23 protein-coding genes and 1 pseudogene are annotated in these 20,211 nt (G+C 59.0%); 10 read left to right on the plus strand and 14 right to left on the minus strand.

Annotated features, from left to right (window positions below):
- Positions 1–22: 22 nt before the first annotated feature.
- The 3 genes from J2Y56_RS18275 to J2Y56_RS18285 all read right to left on the minus strand — a co-directional run bounded on the left by J2Y56_RS18275 (position 23) and on the right by J2Y56_RS18285 (position 3,696).
- Positions 23–697, minus strand: coding sequence for a DUF3313 domain-containing protein (locus J2Y56_RS18275; protein ID WP_310351800.1), 675 nt, complete (start codon positions 695–697; stop codon positions 23–25).
- Positions 698–746: 49 nt separating this feature from the next.
- Positions 747–2,015, minus strand: coding sequence for an outer membrane protein transport protein (locus J2Y56_RS18280; protein WP_310351802.1), 1,269 nt, complete (start codon positions 2,013–2,015; stop codon positions 747–749).
- 67 nt (positions 2,016–2,082) lie between these two features.
- A complete protein-coding gene (locus J2Y56_RS18285; protein ID WP_007946365.1) occupies positions 2,083–3,696 on the minus strand; it encodes an arylsulfatase in 1,614 nt (537 codons plus the stop codon).
- Between the two features lie 228 nt (positions 3,697–3,924).
- Between J2Y56_RS18285 and J2Y56_RS18290 the strand changes: the two genes are divergently transcribed.
- Positions 3,925–4,737 carry a transporter gene (locus J2Y56_RS18290; protein ID WP_310351803.1) on the plus strand — a complete coding sequence of 271 codons (813 nt, stop codon included), beginning with the start codon at positions 3,925–3,927 and terminating at the stop codon, positions 4,735–4,737.
- 31 nt (positions 4,738–4,768) lie between these two features.
- Here the strand turns inward: J2Y56_RS18290 and J2Y56_RS18295 are convergent, their stop codons facing one another.
- The 3 genes from J2Y56_RS18295 to J2Y56_RS18305 form a co-directional block, all read right to left on the minus strand.
- Positions 4,769–5,227 (minus strand): glycine zipper 2TM domain-containing protein, encoded by a 459-nt coding sequence (locus tag J2Y56_RS18295; RefSeq protein WP_310351805.1) that lies wholly within the window; start codon positions 5,225–5,227, stop codon positions 4,769–4,771.
- 27 nt (positions 5,228–5,254) lie between these two features.
- Positions 5,255–5,683, minus strand: coding sequence for a hypothetical protein (locus J2Y56_RS18300; protein WP_310351807.1), 429 nt, complete (start codon positions 5,681–5,683; stop codon positions 5,255–5,257).
- A 63-nt stretch (positions 5,684–5,746) separates the two neighbouring features.
- Entirely contained in the window at positions 5,747–6,424 is a 678-nt protein-coding gene (locus J2Y56_RS18305) for a DUF3313 domain-containing protein (protein WP_007946360.1), read from the minus strand.
- A gap of 250 nt (positions 6,425–6,674) precedes the next feature.
- Here J2Y56_RS18305 and J2Y56_RS18310 point away from each other — a divergent pair, with 250 nt between their 5' ends.
- From J2Y56_RS18310 to J2Y56_RS18320, 3 genes and pseudogenes are all read left to right on the plus strand, one after another.
- Positions 6,675–7,487: a DUF2092 domain-containing protein gene (locus tag J2Y56_RS18310; protein WP_310351813.1), complete on the plus strand. Its 813-nt coding sequence runs from the start codon at positions 6,675–6,677 to the stop codon at positions 7,485–7,487.
- A gap of 16 nt (positions 7,488–7,503) precedes the next feature.
- A complete protein-coding gene (locus J2Y56_RS18315; protein ID WP_310336294.1) occupies positions 7,504–8,289 on the plus strand; it encodes a hypothetical protein in 786 nt (261 codons plus the stop codon).
- 372 nt (positions 8,290–8,661) lie between these two features.
- Positions 8,662–8,793: pseudogene (locus J2Y56_RS18320) on the plus strand (DUF6124 family protein); the annotation flags it as partial.
- Positions 8,794–8,888: 95 nt separating this feature from the next.
- Here J2Y56_RS18320 and J2Y56_RS18325 read toward each other — a convergent pair.
- Entirely contained in the window at positions 8,889–9,290 is a 402-nt protein-coding gene (locus tag J2Y56_RS18325; RefSeq protein ID WP_310336292.1) for a hypothetical protein, read from the minus strand.
- 49 nt (positions 9,291–9,339) lie between these two features.
- Positions 9,340–9,909 (minus strand): Rrf2 family transcriptional regulator, encoded by a 570-nt coding sequence (locus tag J2Y56_RS18330; protein ID WP_310336290.1) that lies wholly within the window; start codon positions 9,907–9,909, stop codon positions 9,340–9,342.
- Between the two features lie 246 nt (positions 9,910–10,155).
- Between J2Y56_RS18330 and J2Y56_RS18335 the strand changes: the two genes are divergently transcribed.
- Positions 10,156–11,358, plus strand: coding sequence for an NAD(P)/FAD-dependent oxidoreductase (locus tag J2Y56_RS18335; protein ID WP_310351818.1), 1,203 nt, complete (start codon positions 10,156–10,158; stop codon positions 11,356–11,358).
- Between the two features lie 73 nt (positions 11,359–11,431).
- On the opposite strand, the gene J2Y56_RS18340 is transcribed toward J2Y56_RS18335, so the two are convergent.
- Positions 11,432–11,863, minus strand: coding sequence for a nuclear transport factor 2 family protein (locus J2Y56_RS18340; RefSeq protein WP_007946354.1), 432 nt, complete (start codon positions 11,861–11,863; stop codon positions 11,432–11,434).
- Between the two features lie 184 nt (positions 11,864–12,047).
- On the opposite strand from J2Y56_RS18340, the gene J2Y56_RS18345 reads away from it, so the two are divergent.
- Both J2Y56_RS18345 and J2Y56_RS18350 read left to right on the plus strand, forming a co-directional pair.
- Positions 12,048–13,259 carry a helix-turn-helix domain-containing protein gene (locus J2Y56_RS18345; protein WP_310351822.1) on the plus strand — a complete coding sequence of 404 codons (1,212 nt, stop codon included), beginning with the start codon at positions 12,048–12,050 and terminating at the stop codon, positions 13,257–13,259.
- Positions 13,260–13,295: 36 nt separating this feature from the next.
- Entirely contained in the window at positions 13,296–13,934 is a 639-nt protein-coding gene (locus tag J2Y56_RS18350; protein ID WP_150779942.1) for a DUF5074 domain-containing protein, read from the plus strand.
- Here the strand turns inward: J2Y56_RS18350 and J2Y56_RS18355 are convergent.
- Positions 13,931–14,200, minus strand: coding sequence for a hypothetical protein (locus J2Y56_RS18355; protein WP_007946351.1), 270 nt, complete (start codon positions 14,198–14,200; stop codon positions 13,931–13,933). The two genes, J2Y56_RS18350 and J2Y56_RS18355, sit on opposite strands and share 4 nt — an antisense overlap.
- 421 nt (positions 14,201–14,621) lie before the next feature.
- Here J2Y56_RS18355 and J2Y56_RS18360 point away from each other — a divergent pair, with 421 nt between their 5' ends.
- Both J2Y56_RS18360 and J2Y56_RS18365 read left to right on the plus strand, forming a co-directional pair.
- Positions 14,622–15,710: a hypothetical protein gene (locus J2Y56_RS18360; RefSeq protein WP_007946348.1), complete on the plus strand. Its 1,089-nt coding sequence runs from the start codon at positions 14,622–14,624 to the stop codon at positions 15,708–15,710.
- 2 nt (positions 15,711–15,712) lie between these two features.
- Positions 15,713–16,066 carry a DUF1428 domain-containing protein gene (locus tag J2Y56_RS18365; RefSeq protein WP_310336285.1) on the plus strand — a complete coding sequence of 118 codons (354 nt, stop codon included), beginning with the start codon at positions 15,713–15,715 and terminating at the stop codon, positions 16,064–16,066.
- Between the two features lie 14 nt (positions 16,067–16,080).
- Here J2Y56_RS18365 and J2Y56_RS18370 read toward each other — a convergent pair whose 3' ends face one another.
- On the minus strand, positions 16,081–16,275 hold the full coding sequence (locus tag J2Y56_RS18370) for a hypothetical protein (RefSeq protein ID WP_007946346.1): 195 nt from the start codon (positions 16,273–16,275) through the stop codon (positions 16,081–16,083).
- A gap of 61 nt (positions 16,276–16,336) precedes the next feature.
- On the opposite strand from J2Y56_RS18370, the gene thpR reads away from it, so the two are divergent.
- Positions 16,337–16,876, plus strand: a complete 540-nt coding sequence (gene thpR / locus J2Y56_RS18375; RefSeq protein ID WP_310351825.1) for an RNA 2',3'-cyclic phosphodiesterase — start codon at positions 16,337–16,339, stop codon at positions 16,874–16,876.
- 232 nt (positions 16,877–17,108) lie between these two features.
- On the opposite strand, the gene J2Y56_RS18380 is transcribed toward thpR, so the two are convergent.
- The 3 genes from J2Y56_RS18380 to J2Y56_RS18390 all read right to left on the minus strand — a co-directional run bounded on the left by J2Y56_RS18380 (position 17,109) and on the right by J2Y56_RS18390 (position 20,183).
- Positions 17,109–18,206, minus strand: a complete 1,098-nt coding sequence (locus tag J2Y56_RS18380) for a polyamine ABC transporter substrate-binding protein (RefSeq protein ID WP_007946344.1) — start codon at positions 18,204–18,206, stop codon at positions 17,109–17,111.
- A 214-nt stretch (positions 18,207–18,420) separates the two neighbouring features.
- Complete coding sequence (locus tag J2Y56_RS18385) at positions 18,421–19,305, minus strand: ABC transporter permease subunit (RefSeq protein ID WP_007946343.1); 885 nt, start codon at positions 19,303–19,305, stop codon at positions 18,421–18,423.
- Positions 19,302–20,183, minus strand: coding sequence for an ABC transporter permease subunit (locus tag J2Y56_RS18390; RefSeq protein WP_162131646.1), 882 nt, complete (start codon positions 20,181–20,183; stop codon positions 19,302–19,304). Before J2Y56_RS18390 ends, J2Y56_RS18385 begins: the two co-directional genes overlap by 4 nt.
- Positions 20,184–20,211 lie beyond the last annotated feature (28 nt).

Consider the following 20,211-nt stretch of genomic DNA (forward strand, 5'->3'; position numbering starts at 1 on the left):
CCTCTTTATTACTTGAAAGCAGTTACTTGATGAATTGCAGGAGGTCAGAGTTCAGTTTGTCGATGGCGGTTTTGAAATCTTGCGCCGTGACATTCTGGCTTTCGTTTTCCAGGGTCGAGCCAAACACCTTGCGCACTACTCGGGCCACGGTCTGGTTGTTTTGGGCGTCGACGAATTCCGCTTCGATAAACAGCTCGGTGTTCTGATCGCGGTGGCCGGTGGCTGCCTGAGTCGCCCCGACGACGGCCGCAATCGGCACCACTTCATACCACTTCATGCCTTCGTTCGAGGCGCTGACCCCAGTGATTGCCGCGCGCAGGATCAAGGTTCTGGAACCGGCCGGAACGGCTGACGGGGCGCTGACCACCTGGTATTTCGTGCCCAGTGTGGCCCTGGCCTTGGTGCTCATGTAGTTCTGAATATCGGCCAGCGTCTGCTTGTTGACCCGTTCATTGGGTTTAGGCGCCGGATAGAAATCCAGTTTGTTGAACACTGCGGTGTTATACGCGTTCGGGTTCCACGATGGGCTCACCCAACGCATCGCGGTACCACCGCTAGGTGTTTCGACTTCCTTCAAGTTGTTGTAGCTAGACAGGAAACCGGAGTATTGCGTCGTCTCCGTGACTTTCGAGGTGCAACCACTCAACAGCACGCCGGTCAATGCAGCACCGATAACCAACCTTCGGGACAGAATCATAGTGTTGTTTACTCCATGGTTTAAATTATGTTTTTTTTTTTGCTATGCATCAAAAACGCCAAGTCATATTCCCTGTCAGCGCTTGAATCCATGCGCTATCAAATTGACCGGAAATCTGATTCCCCGAAACGGTCTTGGTCTGCTGGTCTGGCATGTCACCGAGCCAAATCAGCGCCCAGCTGACGTTAACGTCGGTGTCCTTGTCAAGAGCATAGGTGGCTCCCGTGCCAAGACGCCAGGTTTCGTTCATCGGCAGGATCACGTTGCGGTTGCTGTCCGACACGGCGCTGCTATCGTACGCCACGCCGACGTTCCACAACCATTGCTTGGTGGCCTGGTATTGCGCACCCAGTGAGAGGTGCCAGGTGTCCTTGAAATGGGCGTCGACCGTTGTCGACTGCGATCCAAACGCCGTGGTATCGACCTGTACGCCGATGTCGCCGAACTTCGACCAGTCCTGCCAGTTCACCGAGGCCAACAATGCCAATTGCGAGTCCATTTGCTGGAACAGGCTGAGGGTGACGGTTTGCGGCACTTTAACGTCGAGGTCGGTTTGAGTGTTGTTGATGCGCTCCAGCAACCGGCCGTCGCCTTTCACATCCAGCCGGTCTTCGAAGTCCAGATCGACCTGGCTGGTGTAGGTCAGACCAATACGCGTGCCGGTCTGCGGAGCGAAGATCACCCCCACATTGGCGCCATAGCCCCAGGTGCCATCGCGGTACTTGTACTGGCCGTCCGTGCGATCGGTGAAACCGAAAGGGCTACGGTCAATCGCGGTTTGCGCCTTCAACTCGCCATACATGGCCTTGACGCCCACGCCTACCGACCATTGCTCGTTGAAGCGGTAAGACACACTGGGCACCATGGACAATCCGACAATGCTGGCGTTCTGCACAAAATAACGCCCTGACCAATCGTTGTCGTAATTGATGGCAAGCCCGAAGTCTCCGTAGGTGCCGAAACCGACGTTCCAGTGATCGTCCAGCTCATGGGTGACAAAAAAGCTGCCGCCGGGAATCGGATCGAGGGCGTTGCCACTGCCGCTGCCAGCGGTGTTGGTGCCGGAATCGCGATCAAAGGAAACGTCACCGTAGAGCGCTTGCAAACCGCCGGTGATTTGCGTGCCCGGCAAGTAACTCATGCCCGCCGGGTTGTAGGCGATGGTCGAGGGGCCTTGAGCGCGGGCGGCGGCACCGGCGTTGGCCAGGCCGACGTTATCCGTGCCGATTTCGTAAAGCATGATGCCGCCGGCCCAGGCTTGTTGGCAGCACAGGGCAAGGAGCGTGAATGTGGGCAAGGCAACTGTTTTTGTCTGCATGGATTGACCTCACCAAATGTCCATTCAAAAACGGGTGGCCCAGTCGGCCACCCGTGGATTGGGTTGCTTACTTGGCCATCGCCGCTCGGGCTGCCTCGATCTTGGCCTTGACCGAATCGAGGTTAAAACTTGCGCCTTTCTGCATGGGCGGGAACTCAATTGCGGTTTCAGCCAGTTTAGCCACCTGCTGCTGGACGAATACGAAACGCCAGAACTGGAACTTGAACCAGTCGAAGTACTGTTGCGAGCCCTGTGCTGACTGATTCTCCGGCCAACCCATGCGTTCGAAAGGGTCAAGACGAAGGTTGGTCAGGAACGGTACATCCACAGCCACTTTAGCTCCCAGCCACCCACCGGGCTGGTCAATGAAACGATACTTGTAATCATCAATGCGTACCGCACCCAGCGTACTTTCTCCAAAGTAGAAGATTTCATGCCGGTTCGACGGACCTTTTCCGGTGATCATCGGTGTCTGGTCGTAGCCATCGAGGTGCACCTTGTAGGTGGTATCGCCCAGTTGTTTGCCCTTGAGCAGTTCCGGGGTGATGTTCGGGTTACCCGCCGCAGCGACCAGGGTCGGGAACCAGTCCAGGCCGGAAATGATGCCGTTGCCAATCGTGTTAGCCGGCACTTTGCCCGGCCAGCGAATGATCGCCGGTACCCGGAAACCACCTTCCATAATGGTGCCTTTACCCATGGCAAACGGGGTGGTGCCGCCGTCTGGCCAGGTGAAGTTTTCCGCGCCATTGTCGGTGGTGAAAATCACGATGGTGTTGTCATCCATGCCATCCTTTTTCAGCTTGGCCATGACATCGCCGACGACGTCATCAAGCTGTGCCATCCCGGCTTCCTGTTCCGACCAGCCGTTTTCCGAATTACGCATGGCCTCGTACTTGTCGGACAGGTGGGTGACGATGTGCATACGGGTCGGGTTCAACCAGACGAAAAACGGTTTGTTGTCCTGTTTGGCCTTGTCGATGAAGGTGAAGGTCTTGTCGCGAATTTCGTCGTCGACGGTTTTCATCCGCTCTGGATACAGCGTGCCGGCGTCTTCGATTTTCTGTTTGCCGACCTTGCCCCAGCGCGGCATGACGGTGGTGTCATCGGTGGTGGTGGCCCAGCTGTGGACCATGTTGCGCGGACCGACCTTGTCCAGCAGGTCCTTCGGATAGTTGGGGTGCGCTGGGTCTTCCATGGCGTCCAGGTGATAGAGGTAACCGAAGAACTCATCGAAGCCGTGGACGGTGGGCAGGAATTCGTTCAAGTCGCCCAGGTGGTTCTTGCCGAACTGGCCGGTGGCATAACCCATGGATTTCAGGGTGGTGGCGATGGTCACGGCTTCGGCAGGAATGCCGATGGGCGAGCCGGCCTGGCCGACGGTGGTCATGCCCGTGCGGATCGGCAGTTCACCGGTAATGAAGTTGGCGCGTCCGGCCGTACAACTGGCCTCGGCGTAATAATCGGTAAAGCGCATGCCCTCATTGGCGAGCTGGTCGAGATGAGGGGTGCGACCGGACATCATGCCCTGGTTGTAGACACCGATGTTGGACCAGCCAATGTCATCGCCCATGATCACCAGGATGTTGGGCGGCTTATCGGCGGCATGTGTCATGGCGGGGACTAACATTGCGGACATCAGCATAGGTATTGCGAGTGTGGAGAATATCTTTTTCCGATTCATGATCGAGACCCTGTGTACGGCTATAGGTACGCTTAAAGAAAGCCCTCAGGTAACGCCTGAAATGCGGGATCCCCCCACGATGAGATTAGGTAGGTATTGTGAAAATTCCAGACGCCGCTCGCTTAAAAGAGGCGAAACACGCCTAAAACTTCAATTTGTTTAGCGATTGAATGGCGAGTGCCATGAAACTGCGCTTTGCTGATACCCAAACTATCAGGGTGTTTAATCATGCCTAGCCAACGACCTGAGCAATACTTGTTGCCTTGTGCCCTGTTCTTCGGGGTGTTGAGTGTTCACGCTGATGATTCCGCGGAGCTGGCCAAAAAATCCCTGAACCCGATCGCGGACTTGTACAGCTTGCCGATCCAGTACAACTGGAATCAGAAGATGGGGCCGACAGGTGAGGGCATGCAAAGCGTGACCAACGTGCAGCCGGTGTTGCCTTTCGAATTGAATGAGCACTGGAACCTGATCTCCCGCACGATCCTGCCGATCATTGACCAGCATGGCCTGGCTCCGGGCGGCGTGGCGGACAAGTCCGGTGTGGGTGATGTGACTCAAAGTTTTTTCTTCTCGCCCAAGGACCCGACGGAAAGTGGCTGGATTCTGGGTGGTGGGCCGGTGTTGCTGATTCCCACGGGCAGTGACAGGTTGCTGAGCAGTCGGCAGTGGGGGGCAGGGCCGACCATCGTGGCGCTGAAACAATCACACGGATGGACGCGAGGCATTCTGGCCAATCAGATCTGGAGCCTGAGCGGCGAGCAGCCGAATGCGGAAAAGGTCAATCAGACGTTTTTGCAGCCGTTTTGGTCGTACACCACTCACACCTACACCACGTTTGGTGTGAATACCGAGTCGACCTACAACTGGCAAACCAAGGAATGGTCGGTCCCCATCAATGCCACGGTGACTCAACTGCTCAAGCTGGGGGGCCAGCCGCTGACCCTTCAGGCCGGGCCACGCTATTGGGCCGACAGTCCCGAGGACGGGGCGCGCGGCTGGGGATTTCGTGCGGCGATTACGTTTTTATTTCCACGATAAGCCCTAGCCCGCTCAAGTCGGTCTCGTGACCTTAACCGCCTTGCGCTACCACCCGGGCATCATTGCCTTGGCCTTCGATGTACACCTTCATGCCTTTACTCAAGTTCGGATTGATCGGCTGAGTCACCGATACCAGCACGCCACTGGTGACCCGCACGATAATCTGCTGCGCTGCTACCGGTTGGTCATACTTTTTCTTCTCTACATAGTTTCCGCCGGCAGCACCGGCGAGCGCCCCGGCAACCATGGCGACATCGCGCCCGGTGCCATGACCGATCAGGCTGCCGATACCCAGTCCGCCAAGACCGCCGAGCACGGCACCGACACCGCTGTCGTGATTGGTCTGCATCTGTGTCAGCGTTATCTGCTCGATCTTCCCTGATCGAACCTCGATCTCACCGGCTCCGCCATCGGTTGATCCGACGGCAGAGCAGGCACTGATTAACACAGCCGTCAACGTAAGGGTCATCCAGGACAGTATTGCTTTCATGCGGTGTACCTCTTTATCGATAGTCGATTATTTGAATTTGATGGCAATGGCTTTGAGCTTGCGCCCTTGGATCGTATTGACGTCACGGGCCCATAGCGGGCCGGACACATAGGCCCCGACAGTCGCAATCTGGTCGTAAACCACGACGACCGCGTCTGCGCCAAGTTTGGCGCCTTCGTCTTGCAGTTTCAGTTCGATCTCGGCCATTGGGGGTGCCGGTTCGATACTGGCATCAACCAGAATTTCACCCAGTCGGACGAAGGGGCGCGTCGGTTCTGTGCGTAATATCTGGACTTCGGCTGGAATAGTCGCAGGGTACTGCGGGACCCCGACATACGCGGTTGTCTGCGCGTCCACCGTTGCGCAGCCGCTTAACGCCAGTAGACCGGTGATGAGCGCTGTGAAAAATAATGTTCTGTGCACCCTTGAAAACGGACGAAATGAAAGCGGTTGCATGGCAAATGACCTCTGCTTCAGGTTAATTCAACCGCCAACTTTTTCTGGCGGTTGAAACAGGGTTCAACTGCGGATAAACGCCCATATATCGGCATTCAGTTTGTCGATCGCGGCTTTGAAGTCCTGGGCGGTGATTGCCTCCTTGTCGTTCTCCAGCGGGGTGCCGAATACCTTGCGCACGACTTTGACCACGGTCTGATTGGTCCCAGCGTCGATGAGCTCGGCTTCGATGAACAGGTTAGTGTTCTGATCCCGGTGACCGGTGGCAGCCTGCGTCGCGCCGACAACGGCCGCAATCGGCACCACTTCATACCACTTCATGCCTTCGTTCGAGGCAGTGACCCCGGTGATTGCCGCGCGCAGGACCAAGGTTCTTGCTCCGGCCGGTGCTGCGGCAACGCTAGGCACTATCCGGTATTTCTGGCCCAGCACGCTTTTGGCCGTGCTGGTCATGTAGCTCTGCAAGTCGAGCAACGTCTGCTTATTGACCCGCTCGTTGGGTTTTGGCGCGGGGTAGAACTCCAGCGTATTGAACGCCACGGTGGTATACGCATTGCGGTCAAACGAGGGGCTCACCCAGCGCATCGCCGTGCCACCGCTGGGCGTTTCGACTTCCTTGAGGTCGCTGTAGCTCGACAGGAACCCGGAGTACTGCGTCGTCTCGGTGACTTTCGAGGTACAACCGCCGAGCAGGATTGCGGCTAATGCGGTGCCGATCAGCAGGTTTCGGGACAAGTTCATGGTGTGTGTGCTCCAGGGATAAAGTCGAATGTTTCGGTGATGAAACAGCCGGGCATCGCCCACTCGCTTCGAGTTACAAATACCTCTGCAAGAGAGCGTAGGTAGCAATGCTGAAATATCCAGCCAAAGCGTGACGCGTTGACTTTTTTTGCCCGGATTTGAGGGGTTATTTTTTCGATTGGATGGCGAATGGCAGCAAATTGAGCTTTGCTGATAGTCCAGATGGTCCACTCACTGCGGAGAACAAAAGATGCCTACCCTCCAGCAGTATGTCCGCCTGCTCATGGTCAGCATGTTGATGGTTGTCACCCCGTTGCACGCGGCCCAGACACCTGCGGTCGCTGCGCCGGCGGCGCAATTGGAGCCCAAGGCGCTGGACATTCTGAAGGCCATGAGCGCTCGCTTGACCGGCACACAGGGTCTGAGTTTCAAAGCCGTTACCACCTACGAAAAGCCCAGCCGGCTGGGGCCGCCCCTGGCCTATAGCTCGGTGGCGCTGGTCACCGAGCAGCGCCCGAATCAGCTGCGTGTCATGACTTCAGGCGATGGTCCGGCCACCGAGTTTTATTACGACGGCAAGCAAGCCTATGCCTTCCAGCGCAAAGACAACCTGCTTGCCCAAGTCGACGGGCCTCCCACCATCGATGCGATGCTGGAGGCCGCGTACCTGCGTGCGGCCATCTATTTTCCGTTTACCGACGTTATCGTCGCTGATCCTTATAAAGATTTGTCCAGGGACATGCGTGTGGCGTTCTATATCGGCCAGTCCACAGTGGTCGGTGATACCACCACCGATGTGATTGCTTACACCAGCGACACCGTGTTCGTCCAAGCCTGGATCGGAACCGAGGACAAGCTCCCGCGCCGGTTGCGCGCAGTGTTTCTCGATGACCCGACCCGATCCCGCCATCAGATCGATTTCAGTGACTGGAAGCTCAGTTCTACGATGCCTGCGGCGTTTTTCAAACCCGACGGGATCGAGTCGGCGCACCGGATCAAGTTTGTCCCGCCGCCCGTCCTTCGCGCCCCGCAAGGCGCTAAAGAACCGGTCACCCAACCCTGAACGAGGAGGTTGAATCATGAACAGATCCACCTTGAAGTTCGCGGGCCTGTTAATCGCCACGCTGATGTGTAACGAGGCGGCAGCCTGGTCGCACGCTGGCGGTTTTGGGCGTTCATACGGTGGTGGCGGTTCATGGAGTCGTTCCGGCGAATTCGGTTCGGCTTCGGGCGGCGATGGCAGTTGGAGTGGCGAAACCAATCGTGGCGGCTCGGCCTCCGGTGGTGACGGCAGCTGGAGCGGTTCAAGCTATCGCGGTGGTTCGGCTTCTGGTGGCGGCGGCTCCTGGCAAGGCTCGGGTGCCGAGGGCGGAACGGCGTCCGGCGAGGACGGTGCCTGGCATGCACAAGGAGAGGATGGCGCCAACGCTTATGGCTACCACGGGGACGGTTATGGCACGACAGCCTACCGGGGACCCGCTTATGGCGGGGGCGCTTACCAGTCAGTTCCCTACGGGACCGCCTACTACCATCCCCCCGCCGCTGTGATCGCCAGCGGCGGCTGTTATTACTGTGGCGGTGTCAATCCGGTCGCTGCAGCCGCGACGGGCGTGGCGGTGGGCTCGGCTGTCGGGTCGATGGTCGACGAGAATGCCGACGCCGACGATTTCAGCGCTGGCTATAACGCCGGGATGGTTGCTTCAGGACCGCCGAGCATGCCCTTGGGCCAGACCTACGCCAGCCTGCCTCCCGGCTGTAACTTGCAGACTTTTGCCCAGAGCACGTATTACCAATGCGGCAATTCCTGGTTGCAACCTGCCTATGGCGCCAACGGGGTGTATTACACCGTGGTGACGCCGCCATGATCAGCCTCGCTCGGACATTTGATTGGCATGGACGAGGTAGCTTTGTGGTGAGGGGGCTTGCCCTAATGCCAGTCAGTTAAGCCAAACCGCACTTTGTAGCAGCTGGCGAAGCCTGCGTTCGACTGCGCAGCAGTCGTGAAATCAGGCGATGCGGTGTTTCAGGTAGACCGCAAACTCCTGTTTCACGACTGCTGCGCAGCCGAACGCAGGCTTCGCCAGCTGCTACGCCTACCGTTACGCCAGAATCTGCCGGCTTGTGCGCCCTGGGCCTGGCCTCTATCGTTTCCCTGCCACTGCCCAGCAGTGGTCGGGTTTAGTCGCCCGGGGTTATAAGTAAGGTGCATAAGCTCCTGTCAGTCGGGCATTCCCATGCTGATGGTCCATCAGTTGGTGGATCACCTGGACGGTGAGGCGCGCTATGCGTTGCTGGGAATTTCCAACAGCATCATGGTGGCGGAGCTCACCGCGAACCGGGTTCTGGATCAAATCGATATGCCAGCTTAATGCGTGAGTGACTGACGCAGAATTGTGCAGCGGTGCCTTTTTTGGGCCGCTGTGCAGCCTTGGCGGACGGTGCGGTGTTCCGACAATCCCCCTTGTCAGGCATCCCGCAACAGGTCGTTGGCGTTGAGGATGTCGTAGGCGATTTCGGGGCGCTTTTCCAGACTGCGGCGAATGGCGGCCGGGATCGACTGGCGGGTTTTGCGGCACAGCCCGGGCTGCTCGGCGAGGGTGATGCCGATGCCGCGCATGGTGCGCACTTCGTTGAAGCTGGGGACGATCTCGACGCGGATGCCCAATTGCTCATGCATCCGTTGTTGCAGGCGTTCGAGGTCGGCCAGGCTCTGAAGATTTTCCAGTCGGTCGAGCAGACGTTTTTCTTCCTGACGGGTCAGGAACAGGATGCGCACGTCCGCCCCCGGTGTTTCCAGCAACGGGTCACGCCCGCAGATGCAGGCGCCGGGCGGGCAGGGTGAGCGGATCGGAGCGGAGGTGGTCATGGGGTTCAATCATAGAGCGCTCTAATCCGGTTTGCCCATAGCTGAATCGTCAGTCCGGGATTTCCTTCGTCGGGATGATCTGCTCGTCCTCAATCGGCGCACTGCTGGCGGTTTTCTTTTCCCGCCGGTCATTCATCCAGGTGTTCAAGCGAGTACCGAATTCGGCAGGGGCTTTGCGCCCGACCCGTCTGGCCAAATCGAGAATGGTCTGCTGCGCGAGCGCATCTTCCATGCGTTTTTGCGCGGTCATCATGACGGCGTGCACCGCGCAAGGACCGTCGAGGGCCCACGCCGGTGGGGCGCCGTCGAACACTGCACAGCGCCCGCGAATTTCGCGGCAATCAAAGATCAGTTTCTGGCCATCAATGGCGTTGACGATATCCAGCACACTGATTTCGTCCGCCGGCCGCGCCAGTTTGAACCCGCCGCGCACGCCTTCGGTGGCGATCACCAGTTTTGCCTTGGCCAACCGGGTGAAAATCTTGGCCAGGTAATCCAGCGGCACACCTTGCAGCTCGGCAAGGTCGCGCACACTCGCCTCGCGGCTATCGCCGGAATCGCCCACCAAAAAAATCAGGCAATGAATGCCGTATTCAACGCCTGCGCTGTAAAGAGACATCAGAATCTCCGACTGAATGAGTCGCCAATATTAACAGTCGATGGTTTAGGGGGCAATGATCCGCTGGCGAGGCTAGCTGCCCGGTGTTCCTTGTTGAGTAAAGCTGTTGTGGGATTGCCGAGGTATCAATGTTGACGATAGTAACCATTGTAAAATGGATGTTGCACCCGGTAACTCGGATCACTATAGTCGCCGATGTCTGCTCGGCAACGAGTTCTGTCTTGGGTCATCCTCGGAGTTAAAACCATGAAACAGCACATTCTGGTCATCGGCGCAGGTTTCGGCGGCATGTGGTCGGCATTGAGTGCCACACGCCTGTTCGACCTGCATGATCACAACGGCGTAGAGGTCACGGTTATGGCGCCCCAGGCCGAGCTGCGCGTGCGTCCGCGCTTCTACGAACCGAACGCGCATCAACTGGCTGCACCGATCGGTGAGCTGTTCGATGCGGTGGGTGTGAAGTTCATCAAGGGCGCCGCAGACACCATCGACGTGGAGCTAAAACGTGTCGGCTACATCGATGCTTCGGGCGCCCGGCAGACCTGCAGCTACGACAAACTCGTTCTGGCGACCGGCAGCCGCCTGGCCCTGCCGAACACCCCGGGCGTGGCCGAACATGCCTTTGATGTGGACCAGATCGAACAAGCCGTGCGTCTGGAAAACCACCTCAAATCCCTGGCCAGCCTGCCAGGCAACAAAGCCCGCAACACCGTCGTGGTGGCGGGCGGAGGTTTCACCGGGATTGAAACGGCGACCGAAATGCCGGCGCGTCTGCGGGCTATCTTCGGTGCGGATGCCGATATTGAAGTGATCATCGTCGACCGTGGCGAAAAGGTCGGGGCTTCGATGGGCGCCGAAATCAGCCAGTCGATTGCGCAAGCGAGCACGGAACTGGGGGTGAAATGGCAATTGAAGTCATCAGTGGTAGCCGTCGACGAAAACGGCGTGACCTTGGATGATGGTCAGCGCATTGATGCCAAAACCGTGGTCTGGACCACCGGTGTGCGGGCCAGTTCGCTGACTGAGCAGATCCCTGCCGAGCGTGATGGCCAGGGCCGTCTGCATGTGGACAGCCATCTGAAAGTCATCGGCCAGGACGACATCTATGCCACGGGCGATGTGGCTTACGCGGCCTGCGATGACATCGGCAACTACGCAATGATGACCTGCCAGCACGCCATCTCGCTGGGGCGTCACGCCGGTAACAACGTGGCGGCGCATATTCTGGGCGTGGCCCCGACGCCTTATAGCCAACCCAAGTACGTGACGTGCCTGGATCTGGGCGCCTGGGGCGCGGTGTACACCGAGGGGTGGGATCGTCAGGTGAAACTGGTCAAGCAGGAAGGCAAAGAGCTGAAAACCCAGATCAATACTGTCTGGATCTACCCGCCGGCAGCCGACCGTGCCAGTGCGTTGGCAGCTGCGGATCCGATGATCCCGGTGGCTTGACCGCGCTGCTTTGACACATAGAAAAATCCCGCTCAAGTGACCTTGGGCGGGATCTTTTTTTGTATATGGAAAGCTAGATGCGGAAAGCCTGACGGCCGACCAGCAGCCATTTGCCACCCTTCTTTTGCCAGATCTGGAAGTTCTCGATTTCGGTCGGAACCACTTCGGTGCCCTTGAGCGCTTGTGCCGAGAAATGATTGCGAACCAGCGCGGTGTCACCCGAGATGTTGATGGTCTGGTTCTGCATTTCCAGGGTCTTGAAGGCACTTTTGCCGGTTTCGATATCGGCGATGAAATCGGTCTTGTCCTGAACCTTGCCGCTGGAATGCCCGTAGGTCAGGTTCTCGGCGGTCAGCGCTTTAAGCTCGGGAATGTTCTTGTGCAGCATGGCTTGGGTCAGATGGTCGACGGCGCTGGCGACTTCTTTCTCGCCCGGTGCCGGGGCGGCCGCGACGTAGCCACTGAAGAGGCATAGAAAACCGACCAGCAGTTTGACGTTCTTCATAGGTGATTCCTTGTTGTTATGTTAATAGGGTGGCTCATCGGTCATCGTACAACCTAAAAGGAATTTGGAGAATACCCTGTGTGGTCCGCGCCTTGCTGGTGAGTGTCCGGGCTGTTTGAGTGGCGTGAGATAGACTAACCAGCGGACATCAAACGTTGGGAGTGACCACTGTGGCGCGACTCACATGGACTCGCTGATCACCGCCGCCGCCCGAGCATTGGCGGCGGGAGATCCGCTCGGGGCGTTGAACCGGGTTGCCTTGCGCGACGATGCGCCGGCGCTGGCACTGCGCGGCATTGCCATGGCCCAGCTCGGTGATCTGGAACGCGCGAAGGCGCTGGTCAAACGGGCAGGGCGGGCATTTGGCCCGAAAGAGCCGACGGCCCGGGCGCGCTGTGTGGTGGCCGAAGCCGAAATTGCCCTGGCAGCTCGAGATTTGAGCTGGCCGGAAAAAGCCCTCGACACGGCGCGGGCAACGCTCGAAGCCCACGGTGATTGGGTGAATGCGGCGCACGCGCGGTATCTGGAGATCCGAAGGCTGTTGCTGATCGGCCATCTCGAACAGGTCGAGGAACGGCTCGCCCGTTTGGACCCGGCGCCTTTGCCGCCAGCCCTGCGTGCCGCGCATGAGCTGGTGGTGACCGGCATCGCGATGCGCCGACTGGAGATCAAAAAGGCCCGCGCTGCACTGGAGCGGGCCGAACGCTTTGCAGACGAGGCGGGTATCCCGGCGCTGAGCGCTGAAGTCGACCATGTCGCTCAGGTCATGAACGCCCCCGCCGCCCGGCTCATCTGCCGTGGCGAGGCGCGGCCGCTGAAGCTGGATGAGGTGGAAGCACTGCTCGCCTCAACATCGCTGGTCGTCGATGCGTGTCGATACGTGGTGCGCGGCGCCGGCATGTCGGTGTCCCTGGCCAGGCGCCCGGTGTTGTTCACCCTCGCGCGGGCATTGGCCGAAGCCTGGCCGGCCGATGTCCCCCGGGAAACACTCATCGCCTATGCTTTTCGCTTGAAGCTCAGTGATGAATCCCATCGTGCGCGGTTGCGCGTCGAGGTCGGGCGGCTGCGGGCGGCGCTTCGACCGTTGGCCGGGATTAGCGCAACGAAGCGCGGCTTTGCCTTGGTGTCGCCGGACGTCGTGGTGTTGGCGCGACCGGTGGAGGAACAGCACGCGGCGCTGCTGGCGTTTCTGGCGGATGGTGAGTCGTGGTCGAGTTCGGCCCTGGCGATGGCGCTGGGCACCAGTCAGCGCAACGTGCAACGGGCGCTTGATGCGCTGGCGGTCACCGGCAAAGTGCAAGCCTTCGGCCGTGGCCGCGCCCGTCGCTGGATGACGCCACCGTTGCCGGGATTCGCGACGACTTTGTTACTCACGGCGTTGTTGCCGGGTGATTAGGATCCACTCCACACACCCAGTGAAGAGGATGCAACCATGAAACGTTCAACTGCTGAAATCATCCGTGAATACGGCCCGTTTCCGGGCGTCGACAGCGTGCATGGCGTCTCGTTTGACGGCCAGCGCGTCTGGTTCGCCTCCGGAGAAAAACTCAACGCCCTGGATCCGGAAAGTGGACAACCAACGGGTTCAATCAACGTCGCCGCAGACGCGGGAACAGCCTTTGACGGCCAGCACTTGTTCCAGATCGCCGGCGAACGCATCCACAAGATCGATCCGCAAAGCGGTCGTGTTCTCGCGAGCATTCCGGCGCCCGGCGGGGGCACTGATTCTGGGCTGACCTGGGCGGAAGGCACGCTGTGGGTCGGCCAGTACCGGGCGCGCAAAATCCATCAGATCGACCCCGACACCGGGGCCATTCTGCGCACCATCGAGTCCAACCGTTTTGTCACCGGGGTGACTTGGGTGGACGGCGATCTGTGGCATGGCACGTGGGAGGAAGATCAAAGTGAATTGCGGCGAATTGACCCGATCACCGGCAACGTCCTGGAGGCCGTCGAAATGCCGCCAGGGGTAGGGGTGTCCGGCCTTGAGTCGGACGGCGGCGAGCGGTTTTTCTGTGGCGGTGGCAACAGCGGCAAGGTGCGGGCCGTCCGTCGGCCCGTGTCGTCCTAGAATGAAAACTGACGCGACGAGCGAGGTGCGCTTTGGGTCAGTTCGATCTCCAGCAGGTGTTCGACCAGCACGTCATTGAGAAAGCGGAACTGATCGTTGAGACCGACCACTTCGTTGCTGAAGTGGTTGGCCGCCGCCGGCATCAGCAATGCCTCGAAAGTTGGGTCGAACACCAGTGACAATTCTTTGCGCGAGACGAATTCCTGCGCGTAGTAGTTAGTGCCAAATACCGGGAAGCTCACGGCCAGGCTGACGGAGTGGATCATGATGGGTGCTCCTCGGTCTGGCCGATGTCCAGGATAAAACCGGAAAAAAGCGTCAGCGTCACGGCGGTCAGGGCCAGACAGGTCAGGAGATGGATCAACATGATGTGGCCCTCCGAGGCGGACGTTGCGTTGTGATGGGGTGATCGTGCGCCTGAGGGGTTTATTGCGGAAGGCATTCGTCGCGATGGTGAATATCGATGTTAATGATGGTGTTCTTGAGGGCCTCATCGCGAGCAGGCTCGCTCCCACATTTGGATCGCGATGAGTTCAAAACTGTGGGAGCGAGACCGGCTTGCCGGCGATGAGGCCCTCAAATTCGCTATCCAACCCACGGCGAACAAACAGCGCTACCTATACTCAAACCAATAGGCCTTTGAGTTTCGGGCATTCTGCCCGAGGGCGACTGTAGGAAACCGCGATCTTGAACCTGCGTTCGCTGATCGTCGCCGTGTTGGTGGTGTTGGCGGGATGCGCCACGCCTGAGCGTGCCCCGGTGGTGGCGCAGGTTGTGGTGGTGGTCTCCGATAGCACCTGGCGACAGGTGGATCGCGAAATCGTCGCGGCATCGCAATCGGCCACCGAGCAGACGCGAATCTATTCGCGCGGGGCCATGGATTACTGGCGCACGCGGGTCTACCAACTCACCGAAGAGAATTTCATCCCCTGGTTCAGCAGTTACTGGACCCAGGAATGGCTATCGATGAAAGTCAGCTGGTACACCCTCAACGCCAAGGGCGAGCAGGATGCCTCGGCCAAGCGTCTGGCGGGCTATCTGCTTGAGCAATACCAGCAACGGGTGCTGGCGCCGGTTGCGGTCGAGATTGATCCCGACGCGATTCTCGGCCAGTCCACGGCGTTCTACGTGGACATACTTCAGGAAGAGCTGCAAAAAACGTCCAAGCGTCACGGCATACCGATGGCGCAGATCAATGGCCGCATCCAGAAAATCCCCGCCATCGCCCTTGGGCCGCCGCCCGCGCGCAATGCCTCGCTTTACCAGGTCGTGCGTACGGAGCCGCTGGCCTCACTGCCGGCTTATGCAGCGCTGATCGACAAGATCCACAAGGCGGGCGGTGACAAGGGGATTGGTTCTGAGGACACCGCCATGGCGCCTGTGGCCAAGCGCGCCAGTCAACGCATGGAAGCGGAAATGGCCCCGCGCGGGGCCGCCAGCGCCGTGGCCGCCGCCGCCGGGAAACTCGCCGGGGGCTTGATTACCGTCGGCGTGGCTGGGATCCGCGCACTCATCCAGGCTGCCGACCGACCGGACAGCGAGGCGCTGATTCGCAGCAGCCTGGGCAATACGTTCGACAAGGCCTGGCTGAAGCTGGTGCAAAATCCGACGACCGGTGTGATGGCGGGGACGCTGTACATGGCGGGGCAGATCGAAGGCAATCTGGCGGCAAGTGCCGAACCGCCGCCGGTCGATTCGGTTACCGGGTCTGTCGATTGGAGCCCGACGGAATCGACTAACCATCAGCTTGACCCTCAATCCCCCACAGGAGAATGACCATGTCTTATGTCGATGGCTGTGTGATTGCCGTACCGACCGCTAAACGTGAGCAATTCAAGAAGCACGCCGAAATCACCAGCGCGATTTTCAAGGAGAACGGCGCCTTGAGCATTGTTGAATGCTGGGGAGACGACGTGCCAGACGGCAAAGTGACCTCGTTTCCGATGGCGGTGAAACTCAAGGAAGACGAAACTGTGGTGTTTTCCTGGATCATCTGGCCAGACAAGCCGACCCGCAATGCCGGCATGCAGAAAATGATGGCCGACCCGCGCATGCAACCGGACGTCAATTCAATGCCGTTCGATGGTCAGCGAATGATCTTCGGCGGCTTCAACATCATCTATCAGACCTGATACAAACACCCGGATCACTCCGCGCTCGGGGTGATCCGGCAACTCTTGCGATTACGGATCTCGTTGTCCGTCGGCCGCTCCCTGACGAACTCGAAACGTGGCTCACCTTCGCTATAGTGAACCAGCCAGCCCCATTCCAGCTCGGACTCATCCTGCCCCGGTTGCGGTGGCATCGCCCACCACGGTTCCTTGCTGATGATCTGCCGCATGGCCCCCTCCCGTTGTTTTCGGTTGGTTCAACTATAACGTGCATGACAGGAGGTGCCAGGCGTGAGCGACGAACCCCATGAACCCCTCAAACGGCTGTTTTTTGCCCTGAACTGCCCGCCCGAGCAACGCAAGGCGATTGCCCAGTGGCGCAGCGCGCTTGAACTGCGCAGCGGGCGGCCGGTACCGGCGGAAAATTTTCACCTGACGCTGAAGTTTTTGGGCGCGGTGGGTGTGGCGCAGATCGCCGAGATCTGCACCGCCGCCGCCAAGGTGCACGTGCCGGGTGTGCCGTTGAAGCTGGCGCTTGATCGACTGGATGTCTGGCGCAGGGCCGGGGTGTTGGTGCTGGCACCGGAGCAGGCGCCGCCGGCGTTGTTGCGGCTGGTGTATGCGCTGGAGCAGGCGATGTTGCCGTTTGGGTTTGAGGATGTGCCGAAGGAGTTTCGGCCGCATTTGACCCTGATGCGCGACTATCGGCTACCAGTGCCTGAGTCTGTGACGCCGCCCGGGTTTTTCCTGCGGGCTGATCACTTTGTGTTGTTTGAATCGCACAAGGGACGTTATCGGGCATTGGCCGAATGGCCGCTGGTGCCCGCATAAAAAAAGGCGCCCGAGGAGGGCGCCCGAATTCACCTTAACCGAGGAGCCAGGTGAGGCCGTTCTGCTGCAGGGAGCGTGCAGCGGTGGTAAGGCGCTGCGGGAACGGAAACTGTGACACTGATCGTTCCCACGCTCTGCGTGGGAATGCCTCCACGGACGCTCCGCGTTCGGCTGTGGAAAGGGACGCGGAGCGTCCCGGGCTGCATTCCCACGCGGAGCGTGGGAACGATCATTACTTCCCGAGCTTGACCCGCGTCCAGCCCCGGGTCATCACTCGCTGAACCCCGATCGGCATATCCGGAATCGCATACAACGTCGCCATCACGTCTTGCGACGGATACGACCCCGGATCATCGCGAATCGCTTCATCCACCAATGGCGTCGCCGCCGCGTTGGCGTTGCTGTAGCCGATGTTGTTGGTGATCTCGGCGATGATGTCCGGGCGCATCAGGAAGTTCATGAACAGGTAGGCGTTCTCGACGTTCGCCGCGTCCCGGGGAATGGCGACCATGTCGTAGAAACTGCCGGCGCCTTCTTTCGGGATGCTGTAGTCGATCTGCACCGAGTTGCCCGACTCCTGGGCGCGGGCCTTGGCTTGCAGCACGTCGCCGGAATAACCGACCGCCACGCAGATGTTGCCGTTGGCCAGGTCGGAGATGTACTTCGACGAATGGAAGTACGCCACGGAAGGACGAATTTTCATGAACAGCGCTTCAGCTTCGGCGATCTGGCCTTTGTCCTGCGAATTCACCGGGTAGCCTAGGTAGTGCAGGGCGGCCGGGAGCATTTCGGTGGGCGAGTCGAGGAAGCTGATGCCGCAGGCTTTGAGCTTTTCAGCGTTTTCCGGCTTGAACAGCAAGTCCCAGGAATTAGTCGGGGCGTTGGCGCCGAGCACTTCCTTGACCTTGGCCGGGTTGAAGCCGATGCCGATCGAGCCCCACATGTAGGGGAACGCATGGGCGTTATCCGGGTCGCTGGCGGAAGCGTTTTTCAGCAGCACCGGATTGAGGTTTTTCCAGTTTGGCAGCTTCGATTTGTCCAGCGTCTGATAAACGCCAGCCTTGATCTGCTTGGCCAGAAAACTGTTGGAAGGCACGACGATGTCGTAGCCGGATTTGCCTGCGAGCAGGCGTGCCTCAAGGGTTTCATTGCTGTCGAACACATCGTAGGTCACGCGAATGCCGGTCTCGTCTTCGAACTTCTTGACGGTGTCCGGGGCGATGTAATCCGACCAGTTGTAGACGCGCAGTACCTTGTCATTGGCCTGGGCGCCGGTAGCCATTGCGCCCAATAAGGACAGTGTCAGCAGAGTCCTGCCAAACATTTTCATCGGTACAACTCCATTCTTTTTTATTCAAATACGCAAAACAATTGCACTCTTGGCGCACCCCTTGTAGCAGCTGGCGAAGCCTGCGTCCGGCTGCGGAGCAGTCGTAAAACCTGCGAACTCGATCTTCCTGATAGAGCCGCAGTGCCTGGATTGACGACTGCTACGCAGCCGGACGCAGGCTTCGCCAGCTGCTACAAAGTGTGTGCAGCAGGCCTTAAGCGGTCGCTTCTACCATTTGCTTATTCGGTTGTTGCCACGATTCGCTGGCGGTCTGGTCCATCGCCTCCTGGATCGCACGCTTACGGGTAGCTTCGGCGCGGCGGCTGAAGTACCAGACCATGAAGGTCACAATCGATACCGCCAACAGGATCAGACTGGCCACGGCGTTGATCTCGGGCTTCACGCCCAGACGCACCGCCGAGAACACTTCCATCGGCAAGGTGGTCGAACCCGGCCCGGACACGAAACTCGCCAACACCAGGTCATCCAGTGACAGGGCAAACGACATCATGCCGCCGGCCGCCAACGAGGGCGCGATCATCGGAATGGTGATCAGGAAAAACACCTTGAACGGCTTGGCCCCGAGGTCCATGGCCGCTTCTTCGATGGACAGGTCCAGCTCACGCAAGCGGGCGGATACCACGACTGCCACATACGCCGCACAGAAGGTGGTGTGGGCGATCCAGATGGTGATGATCCCGCGTTCCTGCGGCCAACCGATCAACTGCGCCATGGCCACGAACAGCAGCAGCAACGACAGACCGGTGATCACTTCCGGCATCACCAACGGTGCGGTAACGAGGCCGCCAAACAGCGTGCGACCCTTGAAACGCGTAACGCGAGTCAGCACGAACGCCGCCAAAGTCCCCAACGCTACAGCGGCAATCGCCGTGTAGCAGGCGATTTCCAGCGAGCGCACCACCGAGCCCATCAGTTGCGTGTTGTCGAGCAAACCGGCGTACCACTTGAACGACCAGCCGCCCCACACGGTCACCAGTTTCGAGGCGTTGAACGAGTAGATCACCAGAATCAGCATCGGCAAGTAGATGAACGACAAGCCGAAAATCAGCATGAACTTTGAAAATCCGAAGCGTTTCATCCCCGTGCCTCCATTTCTTTGGCCTGGCTGCGGTTAAACAGCAGAATCGGCACAATCAGGATCAACAGCATCACCACCGCCAGGGCAGATGCCACCGGCCAGTCACGGTTGTTGAAGAACTCTTGCCACAGCACGCGACCGATCATCAGGGTCTCCGGGCCGCCCAGCAGTTCCGGAATCACGAACTCACCGACCACCGGAATGAACACCAGCATGCAGCCTGCGATGATGCCGTTCTTGGCCAGCGGCACAGTGATTTTCCAGAAGTTGTTGAAGTTGCTTGAACCCAGATCCGAAGCCGCTTCCAGCAGGCTTTGATCGTGTTTGACCAGGTTGGCGTACAGCGGCAACACCATGAACGGCAAGTAGGCGTAAACCACGCCGATGTACACGGCGGTGTTGGTGTTGAGGATCTCGATGGGGTGGTCGGTCAGCCCGGTCCACATCAAAAACCCATTGAGCAGACCGTTGTTGCTGAGGATACCCATCCACGCATACACGCGGATCAGGATCGCGGTCCAGGTCGGCATCATGATCAACAGCATCAGGACGTTTTGCGTTTCCTTGTTGGCCTTGGTAATGGCGTAGGCCATCGGGAAACCGAGTACCAGGCACATCAGCGTGCTGAACAACGCGACCTTCAACGAGCCGAGGTAGGCCGAGATGTACAGCTCATCGTCAGTCAGCAACAGGTAGTTGCCGACGTTCAAAAACAGCTGAAACTTCTGTTCGGCGTAGGTGTAAATCTCCGAATAAGGAGGAATGGCCAGCGCCGCTTCCGAGAAGCTGATCTTCATCACCAGGAAGAACGGCAACAGGAAAAACAGGCACAGCCACAGGAAGGGAACCCCGATGACGAGCTTTCGACCACTCGGCATCAGCCGCATGAACTGCTGATTGAGTGTT

It is taken from the genome of Pseudomonas sp. BE134, from assembly GCF_031456105.1.
In the GTDB taxonomy this organism is placed as follows: Bacteria; Pseudomonadota; Gammaproteobacteria; order Pseudomonadales; family Pseudomonadaceae; genus Aquipseudomonas.

What these genes read in the sequence shown, in the direction of transcription:
- J2Y56_RS18370 (WP_007946346.1), bottom strand. Translation starts at nt 16,275, where the DNA reads ATGCGGCAGATCATCAGCAAGGAACCGTGGTGGGCGATGCCACCGCAA.
- J2Y56_RS18390 (WP_162131646.1), bottom strand. Translation starts at nt 20,183, where the DNA reads ATGCCGAGTGGTCGAAAGCTCGTCATCGGGGTTCCCTTCCTGTGGCTG.
- J2Y56_RS18325 (WP_310336292.1), bottom strand. Translation starts at nt 9,290, where the DNA reads ATGACCACCTCCGCTCCGATCCGCTCACCCTGCCCGCCCGGCGCCTGC.
- J2Y56_RS18295 (WP_310351805.1), bottom strand. Translation starts at nt 5,227, where the DNA reads ATGAAAGCAATACTGTCCTGGATGACCCTTACGTTGACGGCTGTGTTA.
- J2Y56_RS18380 (WP_007946344.1), bottom strand. Translation starts at nt 18,206, where the DNA reads ATGAAAATGTTTGGCAGGACTCTGCTGACACTGTCCTTATTGGGCGCA.
- J2Y56_RS18315 (WP_310336294.1), top strand. Translation starts at nt 7,504, where the DNA reads ATGAACAGATCCACCTTGAAGTTCGCGGGCCTGTTAATCGCCACGCTG.
- J2Y56_RS18280 (WP_310351802.1), bottom strand. Translation starts at nt 2,015, where the DNA reads ATGCAGACAAAAACAGTTGCCTTGCCCACATTCACGCTCCTTGCCCTG.
- J2Y56_RS18290 (WP_310351803.1), top strand. Translation starts at nt 3,925, where the DNA reads ATGCCTAGCCAACGACCTGAGCAATACTTGTTGCCTTGTGCCCTGTTC.
- J2Y56_RS18365 (WP_310336285.1), top strand. Translation starts at nt 15,713, where the DNA reads ATGTCTTATGTCGATGGCTGTGTGATTGCCGTACCGACCGCTAAACGT.
- J2Y56_RS18350 (WP_150779942.1), top strand. Translation starts at nt 13,296, where the DNA reads ATGAAACGTTCAACTGCTGAAATCATCCGTGAATACGGCCCGTTTCCG.
- J2Y56_RS18385 (WP_007946343.1), bottom strand. Translation starts at nt 19,305, where the DNA reads ATGAAACGCTTCGGATTTTCAAAGTTCATGCTGATTTTCGGCTTGTCG.
- J2Y56_RS18285 (WP_007946365.1), bottom strand. Translation starts at nt 3,696, where the DNA reads ATGAATCGGAAAAAGATATTCTCCACACTCGCAATACCTATGCTGATG.
- J2Y56_RS18310 (WP_310351813.1), top strand. Translation starts at nt 6,675, where the DNA reads ATGCCTACCCTCCAGCAGTATGTCCGCCTGCTCATGGTCAGCATGTTG.
- J2Y56_RS18340 (WP_007946354.1), bottom strand. Translation starts at nt 11,863, where the DNA reads ATGAAGAACGTCAAACTGCTGGTCGGTTTTCTATGCCTCTTCAGTGGC.
- J2Y56_RS18275 (WP_310351800.1), bottom strand. Translation starts at nt 697, where the DNA reads ATGATTCTGTCCCGAAGGTTGGTTATCGGTGCTGCATTGACCGGCGTG.
- J2Y56_RS18330 (WP_310336290.1), bottom strand. Translation starts at nt 9,909, where the DNA reads ATGTCTCTTTACAGCGCAGGCGTTGAATACGGCATTCATTGCCTGATT.
- J2Y56_RS18335 (WP_310351818.1), top strand. Translation starts at nt 10,156, where the DNA reads ATGAAACAGCACATTCTGGTCATCGGCGCAGGTTTCGGCGGCATGTGG.
- J2Y56_RS18300 (WP_310351807.1), bottom strand. Translation starts at nt 5,683, where the DNA reads ATGCAACCGCTTTCATTTCGTCCGTTTTCAAGGGTGCACAGAACATTA.
- J2Y56_RS18305 (WP_007946360.1), bottom strand. Translation starts at nt 6,424, where the DNA reads ATGAACTTGTCCCGAAACCTGCTGATCGGCACCGCATTAGCCGCAATC.
- J2Y56_RS18355 (WP_007946351.1), bottom strand. Translation starts at nt 14,200, where the DNA reads ATGATCCACTCCGTCAGCCTGGCCGTGAGCTTCCCGGTATTTGGCACT.
- J2Y56_RS18345 (WP_310351822.1), top strand. Translation starts at nt 12,048, where the DNA reads ATGGACTCGCTGATCACCGCCGCCGCCCGAGCATTGGCGGCGGGAGAT.